Genomic DNA, 12,894 nt, shown 5'->3' on the forward strand with positions numbered 1-12,894 from the left:
AGATTTTTTTTGTCTTCTGGTACGACTCTATAAGTTTCGTTTGCACACACGCAGAGCGTGTGGTTTAAAAAGACTAATTAAAAAAAGTGTCCTCAAGGACACTTTTAACAAATAATAATTCTCTCTTTATACATATCTCCAAATATACACTCCAACCGCAATTAATGAGAGCAGTATCACGATAGTATAGATAAGGGTTAAGTTGATGCTGTTTCGCTTTGTTTTTTCTCGGTAGTTTGCGTCCCCTTTTCCTGCTATTAACATGGTTCCAATTAATGCTGCGATTCCAAGGATAATGACGATAGTAAACGCCGTATTCACTTTACTGTTTCACCTCGATTATAAAGATGTCTCATTTTCGATCATTGCGTTTTTCGGGAGCTTTTCGCTTGTTTCTTGAACGATGATCACAGCTGCAATCACCATAATAATCCCAACATATTGCCACATTTGCAAAGTTTCTTGAAAGATAAAGAATCCTATAATGGCTGCAACAACTGGTTCTATCGTTGCAATTATGGATGCCCGGCTTGACTCAATATACTGTAAGCCTTTTGTATATAGGATAAACGCCATCATCGATGATAGAAATCCTAATCCAATGATGTAATTCCAAGCTTTTAGATCCGTAAACAGATTCGCTACCGTCCATATACCGCTGAACGGTGTTACTGCAACAGCAGCAAAAATAAACGTATACACCGTGACAGTAAGTGAATCATATTTTTCAAGGGCAAACTTGCCAAAGATACTATAAAGCGCGTAAAAGAAACCGGATCCGATTCCCACCACTAGACCGAAGGGAGAGATGGTACCTGAAAAGTTTGGAAAGACCCCCACAACAAAGGCACAGCCGACAATAGTTACCACAAGGGCCAAGATCTTTCGAATGGTGAGTTTCTCTTTAAATAAAATTCTAGCAAATATCGTGACAAATGCTGGTGCTGTATATAGGAGAATCGCAGCAACAGAAATCGATGTTTCCTCAATCGCTACAAACATGCACCAGTTAAAAAAGACAATACTTATTATTCCTGTACCGATAAAATATTTACTGTCAGATAACTGAATCTTGAAGGCTATCGGATTTCTAAATAAAGCATATGTAATGAGAAAAATGGAAGCTGCGATTGCTCTCACAGTGACAACCTGTAGTGGCGTAAAGCCAATTGCGTACAGATTGCTTACAAATAAACCAATAATGCCCCATAAAGCCGCACCTGCTGCAATTGAAAGCCCCGCTGTCTTTTTGTTCATTAGCGTTTCCCCCGATGGACGTATTGCCCACATATTACCAGATTTTCTGATTATTGAAAAGAATCTACACCTTTAATCATAGCAAATATCTAAAGAAAAGGAACTCTAGAAATAGTCAATGCTTAGAATAAAAATAATCCTTATTTTCCCCTTTGTGGTTTTGCTTCAAACATAGCCATATCGGCATCTTGCACAAGGACATGTGCTGTAATGCCCTGCTGCACTCATCCCGATGTAATGGATGCCGGCAAATGGTGCAGGCTCTTTTAGCTTACCTTGAGTTAAAAAAAACATATATCATGCACCATTTCAAAAGATTTGGGGCGATGCAGTCACCACCTTAATCTTAGGATGGTTTTATAGAGAAAATACATTCTACAAAACACCATGAAATCTCCAACCAAAAACCAAAAAAGGCTCTTAAATCCCACTCCCATGCAATTTCATTGCATAAAATACTTGTACGCCAATTTTGCAAAGGAGAGATTACGTGGGAGACAAAAGTACATCAAATTCTTCGAATGACCATTCTCATTGTTTTGAACCATTCATTAGCCCTAACCCCATAACTTCATTTAATCCGATTCAACGCTTTCCTCAGATAGATAAAACAGCTTTTGTGAGTCAATTTTCCAGTGTCATAGGTGATGTTTCTATTCGAAACAATGTTTATGTAGCACCTAATGTCAGTATACGTGCGGATGAGGGAACTCCGTTTTATATAGGTAGTCATACAAATATTCAGGATGGAGTCATTTTACACGGCTTATTAAATAGAAAGATTTCGGTTGGAAGTAAAAGGTATTCTATCTTCATTGGTAATGAGGTGTCCATTGCTCATGGGGCTCTTGTCCATGGTCCTTGTTTTATTGGAGACAAAGTATTTGTTGGTTTTAATGCCATTGTTTATAATGCAATTGTTGGAAGAGGCTCATTTATTTCATATAATGCAGTAATAACAAACGGTGTTCGAATACCACCTAATAGGTTCGTCCCACCAGGTGCGAATATTGATTCTCAAGTTAAAGCGAACCAACTTTCACCGGTGCCAGAAGATAGTAAGGAATTTGCACGTGAAGTCCAACGGGTCAATCAGGAATTCCCCGCATCTTATCATTTATTATTTGGAAAAAACCGTTGCTCCTGTGGAATGGCATATGACTAGCTATATATTAACCCTGACATAACTAGCTTCAGATAGTGAGAAAGGTGAATTTGAGGATGTTCAAATTCACCTTTCTCTTTTATTCGTGTAAAATCTTCTATTACCTTAGTTGTTGGAAGTGCAATTTTTTATGGTAACTTATTTTATCAGATCTATTCCTTCGTTTTATTTCCGATATGGCTTTTGTCCTAATCTATTCAATTTTAGCCATTCTTCACCTTTGTAGCACTGCCTCTGACAATGAGCTTTGTGTGAATGGTTATTTTTTTACAGACTTCACGCTTGGTTGCAATTTGCTCAAGCAGTAAGTCGACCGCGGATTCGCCCATAATTTCCGTGTACAATTTTACGGTTGTAAGCGGTGGCATCATGTATTGTGCAGACGACACATCGTTAAAGCCGACGATGCTTAGGTCCTCCGGTATTTTAACATCTAGTTCATAAGCTGCCTTGTAGCAACCGACTGCAATGGAATCATTAGCCACAAACACCGCGGTTGGTTTTTCGTTCTGACTGAGCATTTCCTTAAGGATTTGATAGCCATCCTTTGGATTATAGCCGCCAATTTTGACGAAATCTTCATTAAAAATTCCTTTTTCCTTTAGATAGCATTCAAAGACATCCTGTCGTAAGTCCTTGAACCGATTCCCATACATATCTGTTTCAACGCCACCGATAAATCCTATTTTTTTGTGTCCTAGTTCAACCAGATAATTAAGCGCCGTTTTCGTCGCAGAGGTAAAATCGATGACTACCGCATCAAAACTATCCTTATCTGGATTTGAATCCACAAACACCGATGGCTTATCAAAACTTTTAATCAACTCAATATCTGCTTTTTTAAAGGTTCCAAGGCAGATAATCCCGTCCAATTTTGAAATACTTCTCTTTGTATCGTCCTTTGTAATTCTGAAAAATTCCATTCCCATGCTTTCAAGCTTCTTTTCTAATGCAACCCGAATCGAAAGGTAATAGGTGTCGACCAATTCCTCTTCAAGTGAATAGGAATAGTAAAGCCCCACTACCCCTTTCTTTTTCGTTTTTTTCTTTTTCGGGGTAACGACATAATTTAGTTCCTCTGCCGCTTCGAAAATTCGCTTTCTAGTCTCTGGTGCAACGTTTAACGTTTCATCATAGTTTAACACCCGAGAGACCGTTGCCATGGAAACCTGCGCTAAATCTGCTATATCTTTAATTGTCGCCATATATCATACCCACTTTGTCTTAATACTTCTATTGTAATACATAAAATTCCAATTTCACACTGCTTCTTTGTAGCTTTTTTTTTTTATGAATTTCAGCTTTGTTTCGGAAATGATGATCGCTACAAGGATAATGATGGCTCCGATGATCATTCTTGTGGTTAACACTTCACTTAGAATGATAACGGAGAATACCATGCCCCAGAATGCTTCTGTTGATAAAATGATGGCCGCATTTGTTTCGGTTGTGAATTTCTGTGCGACTGTTTGCAATAAAAACGCGATTGTTGTGGAGAATATCCCTAAGTACAGAACCGCGGATACTCCTTCAAAACTTGCCGCAAAATTCATTTCACCTTTGAAAAGAACGACGATGAAGCCCAAAATCGTAGCAGCCGCCATCTGAATAACCGTTAATAGCACTGGATCTTCATCCTTCACAAACTGTGCGGTATAGAAAATATGGAATGCGAATGCAACCGCACATAATAGAGTTAAGAAGTCTCCAAAGTTGATGCCTCCTGAGAGCTGAAGTGATAACACCCCTATACCTGTTATCGCAAGCACTGCGCCTAAGAGCTCAAACTTATCCATTTTTCGTTTAAAGATAAAGAATGCAATAATCGGAACAATGACCACATTTACCGCCGTCAAAAAGGCATTTTTCGATGGTGTGGTATAGACTAACCCGACTGTTTGTAGAGCAAATGCTAAATATAGAAAGATTCCAATAATCGAACCCTTGATTAACGTACTCTTTTTGATATGTTTTAGTTTCTTAAAAAAGACAAGACTCAACAAAGTCACACCAATTAGGAAACGGATGGCTAGAATTTGATAAGGTGTATAATGTTCCAGCGACACCGCGCTCGCCACAAACCCGCTTCCCCAAATGATGGCTACGATCGTAAGACCTATTTCCCCAAAATATTTCCGCATGTAAACCTCCACCTACTGGGACTCAAGGGACAGGTCCCTCGTCCCATTTTTTTAGATTCGTGGGACAGGGGACCTGTCCCCGTGTCCCATTAATTGAAGAAAGACGCTTGATGTCCATGTGAAGGAGGTATCGACGAGCCCTGTTCCGTTATGAGGGTCGAAGTTTTCTGCCATTCCGCCGACAAGTGTTAAATTTAAGTATTTCTCTCTGATTCTTTCTCCAATTTCACTGTAGCCAAAACTTATTAATGAATCAATAAAAAGATAGGTGACTGGTGCCCAAATTGGTCCGAGCCAGTAGCCATTTTCCTTATAAAATGGGCTTGATGGCATTTCTGTTGCAAATCCATATTTCGTTTCAAAGTTCTCCGTAAGGTCATCCACAAGTTGATCCATTACCTTTTTATCAAGACGATAGCCGATTAATACAGGCAAACGGAGAATCAAGCTTGAGCGAATGTCGATCCTTTCAGCATCTTTACCAACGCGGCCAAAGAATCCATTTTCGTCGTACAATCTTTCCATTAATAAAGCAAACATTGAATCTGCTCTTTCTGTAAATTGCTTTGCTTCTTCCTGCTCTCCAAGCATGCCTGCAAATTTCGTTAAAATATCATATGTTCTGATTAAAAAGCTAGCAAGGTCTGGTGCTTCAACCGGCATACCGCGATGGAATAATGACGCATTATCCCAGCCGGAATCATTGCCGTGCTTATAATGTGGAAGTCGACCTTCATATGTTCGATATAGGTCAAAATACTTCATAACTTTTTTTGTAGATTCATAAACCTCTCTTAAGCGGTTTTCATCTTTAAAATAATCATTTTCTTCCATGAGTTTTTCATAAACATATGCAAAGATTGGTGGCTTAATACAGTTATAGGATACAAATTTATCATTCACAAAATCAGGGTATGCCCCAGATTCATCCTGTGTATCGATAAAGATTTTTAGTTGGGCATACGCTAGTTCAGGATACTTAGCCCCTAGATTTAACGCATTGAAACAATTGTCCCAGGACCAGATATTGTACATCCACAGCTTTGACATGTACATGGCGTAATCTTTTAAAAGGCCATCTGGGTGAACGACACTTGACCAAGTGATATATGCCGCACGGTCAATCGAAGCTTGGTAGACTTCATTTTTCTCCGTGATATTTCCGAGCCACTCTTGATAGAGTTTCTCGACCTTTTCTTTACCCGCTTCAAAGCTGGTATACTCTTTTGGCTTGAATACGGTACGGTAGCTCTCAATCACAAAATGGCCATTACGCATGCGAATGTCGATAAAATCATTTCCGATAACATTCCATGGTGCTTCAACTGACATTTCTCCAGTGAGCTTGCTGATCATCAGCTTTAGTTCCTTCGGATAGATATGGTATTCATACATGCCATCCTCATATTCATGCAAGGTATCGTATTTCACTTTGCTTGCCTGCAATCGTACTTCTACTCCACTAACTTTCATATGGAGCTCATCCTCTTCAGGAATGATGATTTCCGCATATTTCTCCAAGTCATCTATTAGATGAAAACGCAAGGACGTTTCTGTTGCGAGAATCTCAAATTCTTTTTCAACACCATCCTGCAAAAGATCGAATTTAAAAAGTTTTGAAGGGGCGTCATCCCCACCATGAACATCGCGTATATAAATTTCTTTAGAATCCTTTTCCTGTGACACGCAAAAATAAGAACCAAATCTAGAAAAAGGAATTTCTCTAATATCTAAATTCATCTATCATTCTCCTTTATGGAAGAAGCAGGGTTTCCCCTGCTCTCTTAACGTGCTGTGAAAAATTTACTTTCTTCTACTAGGCTATCCTTTTCAATCTTTCTTATTTCAAATTGAAGGCGGAAGTCCTCAATCACTGTTCGATATCGAGGTAGCTGCTCTTCACCACAGCTATTGCTTCCAACACCACTTTGCTTATAATCAATGGTCAACACATTGAATGGTGACTTCTTGATATTCCCGCGGTGTTTCGCCTCTTCAAGTGCACTAGTTTCATAATCATGAATCGTAAAGTCATACTCTTCTTTAAAATTAATCAGGTACTTGTGGTCACCTTTTGCCAGAGCTAGGAAAGAGGTATCACATCTTGATCCATTCTCCTGTGGATACACATAATCAGTGTGCATATCTTCTACAGTCTTGTTGTAAAGGCCAATTGGTTGGCTACGTTTCGTATCTTGATAGGATTCAGAATCCCCACGGCCATACCAAGTAACCTCGCTGTAATCTTGGTTAAGATGCATGGTTACACCGATTCGTGGCAGCATTTCTGGAATTTCTATGCCGCGTAAAACTTTTTCACCTTTTAAGTCAACATTTAGCACACCATTTTTCGTAATACGGTAATTGTATGTTAAATGGAAGCCCCATGCTTGGTTTACAGTTGATACGTACTTCGTGATGACGACGTCCACATGGTCTTCAGACACCTCATAAGTGACTTCGCCGAGCTGTTCTTTTGTGTTTTTAAGGAAGTACTTGTTAATCCAGTCATCCTTTTTATACATATCATTGTCAATAATCGCTCTCCAAAGCGTTACTTTAGGGCCTTTATTGATAATCTCTTCCCCTTCAGATTCAAAGGATTCAAGTGTGCCATACACATTTGAGAAAACAGCCTTGAACATATCATTTTCGATTTTAAGCTGAGCTGCTTCGTCTTCAATGGCAAAATCAGACCCGATTGAAGCGACAGTTATTACACCTTTTTCAAGTTTCGTAGATTCTAGTAAAAAACTTTCCTTTGTAATCTCGTGTCCTTTTTCTGCATAGAGCGTATCTTCCGCCTCTCGATAGCTTAGGTAGATACGAACATCGTCATATTGAGCAGCTTTTGCAACATCGATTGGCAACGTAATTTCTACTTCTTCATGAGCCTGGATACTCGGTAGCTTGATTTCTTTTTCCTCGATAAGTGTGCCGAAGGATTTCACTTCAACATGAAGTACGATTCCACTAATGTTTTTAAAATCGTATAGATTCTTCACACGGATTTTGCCTTCTGTTAAGTTAACTTCCTCCGTCACGATTGGCTCGATGACCTTTTTATATTCAATTAGTCCTGGTGATGGCGTTCTGTCTGGGTAGACAAGTCCGTCAATACAGAAGTTTCCGTTTGTCGGGAAGTCACCGTAATCGCCGCCATATAAATAGTAAGTTTCACCATTTTCATTCGTCGTTTCGATTCCATGGTCACACCATTCCCAAATAAATCCACCTTGTAATCGAGGATACTTTCGCATTAACTGTTGGTACTCTGTTAATCCACCAGGGCCATTCCCCATTGCATGTCCATACTCACATAATATATGAGGCTTCTTACCTTCTGCATTTTTACCGATTTCTTCGAGTGGTTTTAAGCGAGTATACATAGTTGTGTAAACATCACTATAAGCTGCAACTCTGTCACCCTCATAATGGACGAGTCTAGTAGGATCGATTGCCTTGATTGCGTTGTACATCGCCGTGAAGTTGCGTCCAGCCCCTGACTCATTTCCTAATGACCACATCACAATACTTGGGTGGTTGCGGTCTCTTTTTACCATGCGAACTGCACGGTCTACATATTGTTTTTGCCATAATTCATTATCGGAAATCCAGTTGTAATTACCCGTGTTTTCGAAGCCATGGCACTCAAGGTCCGCTTCATCTATTACGTATAATCCGTACTCATCACATAAATCATAAAATACATCATTATTTGGATAGTGCGCTGAACGAACAGCATTAATATTATACTGCTTCATCATTTTAATATCCTGAAGCATATCCTCATAACTTACCGTTCTACCTGTCTTCGGATGTGAATCATGACGGTTCACTCCGTTAAAGAAAATGCGCTTTCCATTGACACGAATTTCATTGTCGATGACCTCAATTGAACGGAAACCAATGCGAAGCGGCACAATTTCCTTATGACCGTTCGGTAAACAATATTCAAAAACGAGATGATAAAGATTAGGCTCCTCTGCATTCCATAAATGCGGCTTTTCTATCAATCTACTAATCTCGAATTTTCCATCAGCCACTTCAATGTCAAACTGATCCACTTTCTCATTTTGGTGATAAAGAGTCGCAAATAAACCTTTTACATTGCTTGTTAAAAATTCTCCACCGATTTTCAAGGTGAAATTTTCATAGTTTTCATCAGGCAGTGTTTCCACAATAACATCCTGAAGCGTATTTTTGTTAATTTTAAAAAGCTCTACACTTCTAAAAATTCCTGACAGCCACCACATGTCCTGGTCTTCTAAATATGTGCCGTCAGAGAACTGATAGACTCTTACCGTTAAGCGGTTGGTTCCTTGTTTCACATACTCCGTAATGTCAAATTCAGACGGTACTCTGGAAACCTTGCTGTAACCGACATGCTGTCCGTTCACATATAAGTCAAATGCAGAGTCAACCCCATTGAATTTTAAAATAAGTGCTTCGTCGTCTGCTAAATCTGAAACCATTAACTCCCTAAAATAGATCCCAGTAGGGTTTTCCTGTGGTACAAATGGTGGGTTGATAGCAAATGGGTATAAAACATCTGTATAATGCATGTTTCCGTAACCCTTGATTTGCCAACTGGATGGTACTTCAATATCATCTAAACCTTCGATAGCAAAGTACTCTGCCTCGAACCCCTTTGGTGAAAGTTCCGGCGAATCAACAAATAAAAACTTCCACACGCCATCAAGTAATGTATAGCCAATACTATTTTCTTTGTTGAATGTTTTTGCGTTCTCTTTCGTTTCATATCTATAAAAATCCGTATGTGCAGGGAGTCTGTTAATCCCCGTCAGATGGATATTCTCCCATCTTTTCATCTCTCGTCGCATTTTATCTTCCTCCGCATAAATCTATGTTGATCTTACTTAATTGATCCGCTGATTCCCTCGACAATATACTTTTGGGCAAATAGGAACACGAGAACTGGTGGAATAATCATGACTAACGTGATAGACATAATTGGTAGAATTTGAAGGTCATGAATTCCTTTAAATGCCGCAAGCCCTAGTGCTAAAGTATATTTTGATTGATCTTGAAGGTAAATTAATGGACCTAAGTAGTCATTCCATACTAATAAAATATTTAATACGGCGATTAGGATAAGTGGTGCTTTCATAATCGGTAAGAATATTTTAAAGAAAATCTGGAATTCGTTTGCACCATCAATTCTCGCTGCATTTTCAAGATCCTTCGGTATGTTCATTAAGAATTGTCTTAATAAAAAGATGTAATACGCTGATCCAAAAAACGCTGGGACAATTAATGGTTTTAAGGTGTTAATCCACCCAAATAAATTGAATTCCATGTATAACGGAATCATCGTTACATCCCATGGAATCATCATCGTCGCTAGTAATAAGATGAAAAGTCCATTCTTATATTTGAAGTCGTATCTTGCAAATCCGTAGGCTACTAGAGAGCAAGAAATTAATTGACCTAGCGTAGTCATTACAGTGACGATAACTGAGTTTTTTAAATAGGTTCCAAACGGTTGACTGTTCCATGCATCAATAAAGTTTCCCCACTGTGGCATTTCCGGGAAAATCTTTGGAGGGAAGCTAAACACTTCTGCCTCTGTTTTTAACGCAGAAAGGATAACCCACACAAATGGTAATAAGAAGTAAAGTGAAAATAACGCAAGAAGGCTGTACATTATGATTTTATATTTCTTTGACATCTTCATTTTTTCTTCTTCCCTTCTTTTTTCACTTCATTTTCGTAAAATACCCATGTAGATGATGATTTAAAGATTAACATCGTTAAGATTAAGATGACGATGAACATAAACCATGCGTTTGCACTTGCATATCCTAGTTCATGGTGTTTGAAGGCGTTGTTATACACGTATAGTCCATAGAAATATGTTGATTTTAACGGACCTCCACCGGTTAAAAGTAAGACTAGGGCCAATTGTTGTAGTGCGGCGATTACCGATGTAATCACATTGAATAAAATAGTTGGTGTGATACTTGGGATCGTGATACTGAAAAACTGACGAAACGGACCCGCACCATCAATTGCTGCTGCTTCATATAACTCTGGCGGGATTCCTTTAATGTCTGTATAAAAAATAAGCATCATTGTTCCGACACCCCAGGCACTGGCAATGACGATTGTCAAGATAGCCCATTTCGGATCGACTAGCCATTTTGGCCCTTCAATGCCTATTAATGAAAGCAAGTAGTTTAAAATTCCATATTCAGAGTTGAAAATCCAGCCCCAAATAATTGAAATCGCAACTCCAGATACAACCGCAGGTAAATAGAAAATGGTGCGGAAAATTTTCATTCCTTTTAATGGTTGAGTAATGAGGAGTGCTAAGGTTAGGGCAATAACTAAGTTTAATGGCACAAAAATCGCGGCAAATTTAAATGTAATGACTAAAGATTTATAGAATTGTGGATCGTCCGTGAACATCGTTTTATAGTTGTCGATTCCCACAAAGCTTGGTGCACTTGTAATTGGCCAATCAAAAAAGCTCATGATTAATGAGAAAGCTAATGGACCAAGGGTGAACACCAAAAATCCAATTATCCAAGGTGAGATAAATAAATAGGGTACTTTCCTACTTACTAGCTGATAGCTATTCGCTTTCTTTGTTTTATTTGACATAAGATGACCCCTTATTCAGATTAGAAAATAGGGTAAAGCACTGTAAAAGCGCTTTACCACGTTAAGTTTTTTACTGAGCAGCGTCCTTTAATGCTTCTTCAGGATCTACCATTGTGCTTGGGTTAAAGATCGATTCGAATACATAATTTAGATTGTCAGAGACTTGGCTCCAGTCCTCCACGATGAACGAAGCAGGAGTGTATCCTTCACTCTTCTCAAGCATTGAATAGAACACACTCTTAATTTCGTCTTGCTCAAGCTTTTCGCTTTCAACTACAGATTTTAGAACCGGTAGTTCGAAATCGATTCTAGCTTTGTTAGCTTCTTCGCCAGTCCAGAACTTAATGAACTCAAACGCTTCGTCCTTGTGCTTAGAATTCTTAGAAATAGAAATCCCTGAAGAACTTAAGATACTAACACTTTGTCCATTATCAAACGTCGGTAATTCAACAACACCATAGTTAATTCCAGCCTCAGTTAATGGGTGAAGTCCCCATGCACCATAAACAAACATGGCCACTTTACCAGATTTCATTTCTGTAGCTCCAGATCCCTCAGTTGAGATAGCATAGCCTTCTTTCAACATATTTTGGAACATGACAAACACTTCAACTGATTCTTTTGAATCAAGATTTCCTTTTAAGTTACCTTCTTCATCAACATAAGCTGCGTTATTACCCCATAGGAACATTTCGAAATCATAAGGGTCAGGCTTTCCAGAGAAAGCAAATCCAGTTACCTTTGTTTCTTTGTTTGTTAGTTTCTTAGCTGTATCTTGAAGGTCTTTCCAAGTCCAGTCTGCTTTTGGATATTCAACACCTGCTTCGTCAAATAGTGCTTTGTTGTAATACACAACATGTGTTGTGTATCCAACTGGTAATCCTAGGATTTGGTCATCCGCTGAGTTATAGTTCCAAAGAGTTTCATAGAAATTGTCTTTGTATTCAGCGCCTTCTTTTTCAATGTAAGAATCAAGTGGCTCTAATGCATCCTTGTATTGTGGGTAGTTCCACATATACATAATATCCGGAGCATCCTTCGCACCCATTCCAGCTGTGATTTTTGTATCATACTCACTTCCGTAAGCCTCTAAAACAACTTCAATATTCTCGTGAGATTCATTGAATTTGTCGATCATATCTTGCTGTAAGCCCACATCATCCCCAACATCCCATGTAGCAAATCGAAGTTTCACCTTTCCATCTTCCGTCATGTCACCACTGCTTTCCCCAGAAGATGAGCTACAACCTGCTAAAAGCAATATTGTTGCAATGAATAAAAAGAAAATAGATTTGAATTTTACTAGTTTCATAATTGCCCTCCTTTTTATTTGACACCTTCATTATATTTTGAATTTTACTAAATGTAAACGGTTTTATTAACAATTTTACTAAAAATTATTTTTGGTTAAATATGTATTACTTATAGTGTTGGTAAGGTTTAACAGTTTTTTTTGTTAGTTTAGTAAACAGAGAGAAAAAGACATTTTCATTAGTAAAGTGCGCTTATCGGATTAGTTAGTTTTAGTAAAAATCGGGTCACAGGGACAGGTCCCTTGTCCCAGTTGAGGGGATGGATACGGAGGCCGACTCCTGTCTTAGATATGTGGACATGCTTCTGCTCCTAGGGCGTGGAGAATTGAGTTTTGCTGTATTATGAAGGACTTTTCATATGGGATTTTCGCTCCTAATGATCTTCATCGGG

11 protein-coding genes are annotated in these 12,894 nt (G+C 38.7%); 1 reads left to right on the plus strand and 10 read right to left on the minus strand.

Going from position 1 to position 12,894, the window contains the following annotated elements; all coding sequences use genetic code 11:
- Window positions 1–126: 126 nt before the first annotated feature.
- From ACR65M_RS06070 to ACR65M_RS06080, 3 genes are all read right to left on the minus strand, one after another.
- The gene (locus ACR65M_RS06070; RefSeq protein ID WP_121449059.1) at window positions 127–321 is read right to left on the minus strand and encodes a hypothetical protein; all 195 of its coding nucleotides are present in this window, start codon (window positions 319–321) and stop codon (window positions 127–129) included.
- Between the two features lie 18 nt (window positions 322–339).
- Window positions 340–1,257, minus strand: coding sequence for a DMT family transporter (locus ACR65M_RS06075; RefSeq protein WP_440272850.1), 918 nt, complete (start codon window positions 1,255–1,257; stop codon window positions 340–342).
- Window positions 1,258–1,422: 165 nt separating this feature from the next.
- Entirely contained in the window at window positions 1,423–1,551 is a 129-nt protein-coding gene (locus ACR65M_RS06080; RefSeq protein ID WP_440272851.1) for a hypothetical protein, read from the minus strand.
- Window positions 1,552–1,747: 196 nt separating this feature from the next.
- On the opposite strand from ACR65M_RS06080, the gene ACR65M_RS06085 reads away from it, so the two are divergent.
- Window positions 1,748–2,422, plus strand: a complete 675-nt coding sequence (locus ACR65M_RS06085; RefSeq protein ID WP_341330124.1) for an LbetaH domain-containing protein — start codon at window positions 1,748–1,750, stop codon at window positions 2,420–2,422.
- A 203-nt stretch (window positions 2,423–2,625) separates the two neighbouring features.
- On the opposite strand, the gene ACR65M_RS06090 is transcribed toward ACR65M_RS06085, so the two are convergent.
- The 7 genes from ACR65M_RS06090 to ACR65M_RS06120 all read right to left on the minus strand — a co-directional run bounded on the left by ACR65M_RS06090 (window position 2,626) and on the right by ACR65M_RS06120 (window position 12,502).
- A complete protein-coding gene (locus tag ACR65M_RS06090) occupies window positions 2,626–3,627 on the minus strand; it encodes a LacI family DNA-binding transcriptional regulator (RefSeq protein WP_440272852.1) in 1,002 nt (333 codons plus the stop codon).
- A 54-nt stretch (window positions 3,628–3,681) separates the two neighbouring features.
- Window positions 3,682–4,563: a DMT family transporter gene (locus ACR65M_RS06095; protein WP_440272853.1), complete on the minus strand. Its 882-nt coding sequence runs from the start codon at window positions 4,561–4,563 to the stop codon at window positions 3,682–3,684.
- Window positions 4,564–4,614: 51 nt separating this feature from the next.
- Window positions 4,615–6,303 (minus strand): amylo-alpha-1,6-glucosidase, encoded by a 1,689-nt coding sequence (locus ACR65M_RS06100; protein WP_440272854.1) that lies wholly within the window; start codon window positions 6,301–6,303, stop codon window positions 4,615–4,617.
- Window positions 6,304–6,347: 44 nt separating this feature from the next.
- Window positions 6,348–9,407: a glycoside hydrolase family 2 TIM barrel-domain containing protein gene (locus ACR65M_RS06105; RefSeq protein ID WP_440272855.1), complete on the minus strand. Its 3,060-nt coding sequence runs from the start codon at window positions 9,405–9,407 to the stop codon at window positions 6,348–6,350.
- 32 nt (window positions 9,408–9,439) lie between these two features.
- Window positions 9,440–10,261 (minus strand): carbohydrate ABC transporter permease, encoded by an 822-nt coding sequence (locus tag ACR65M_RS06110; protein WP_440272856.1) that lies wholly within the window; start codon window positions 10,259–10,261, stop codon window positions 9,440–9,442.
- Window positions 10,258–11,190: an ABC transporter permease subunit gene (locus ACR65M_RS06115; RefSeq protein WP_121449067.1), complete on the minus strand. Its 933-nt coding sequence runs from the start codon at window positions 11,188–11,190 to the stop codon at window positions 10,258–10,260. The genes ACR65M_RS06110 and ACR65M_RS06115 overlap by 4 nt, the downstream gene beginning before the upstream one ends.
- Window positions 11,191–11,260: 70 nt before the next feature.
- Window positions 11,261–12,502 (minus strand): ABC transporter substrate-binding protein, encoded by a 1,242-nt coding sequence (locus tag ACR65M_RS06120; RefSeq protein WP_440272857.1) that lies wholly within the window; start codon window positions 12,500–12,502, stop codon window positions 11,261–11,263.
- Window positions 12,503–12,894 lie beyond the last annotated feature (392 nt).

The organism is Ferdinandcohnia sp. SAFN-114, assembly GCF_059415045.1.

Bases quoted from the DNA above. Each gene is read 5' to 3' on its own strand.
- ACR65M_RS06075 (WP_440272850.1), bottom strand. From the start codon at position 1,257: ATGAACAAAAAGACAGCGGGGCTTTCAATTGCAGCAGGTGCGGCTTTA.
- ACR65M_RS06080 (WP_440272851.1), bottom strand. From the start codon at position 1,551: ATGTTTTTTTTAACTCAAGGTAAGCTAAAAGAGCCTGCACCATTTGCC.
- ACR65M_RS06090 (WP_440272852.1), bottom strand. From the start codon at position 3,627: ATGGCGACAATTAAAGATATAGCAGATTTAGCGCAGGTTTCCATGGCA.
- ACR65M_RS06095 (WP_440272853.1), bottom strand. From the start codon at position 4,563: ATGCGGAAATATTTTGGGGAAATAGGTCTTACGATCGTAGCCATCATT.
- ACR65M_RS06100 (WP_440272854.1), bottom strand. From the start codon at position 6,303: ATGAATTTAGATATTAGAGAAATTCCTTTTTCTAGATTTGGTTCTTAT.
- ACR65M_RS06105 (WP_440272855.1), bottom strand. From the start codon at position 9,407: ATGCGACGAGAGATGAAAAGATGGGAGAATATCCATCTGACGGGGATT.
- ACR65M_RS06110 (WP_440272856.1), bottom strand. From the start codon at position 10,261: ATGAAGATGTCAAAGAAATATAAAATCATAATGTACAGCCTTCTTGCG.
- ACR65M_RS06115 (WP_121449067.1), bottom strand. From the start codon at position 11,190: ATGTCAAATAAAACAAAGAAAGCGAATAGCTATCAGCTAGTAAGTAGG.
- ACR65M_RS06120 (WP_440272857.1), bottom strand. From the start codon at position 12,502: ATGAAACTAGTAAAATTCAAATCTATTTTCTTTTTATTCATTGCAACA.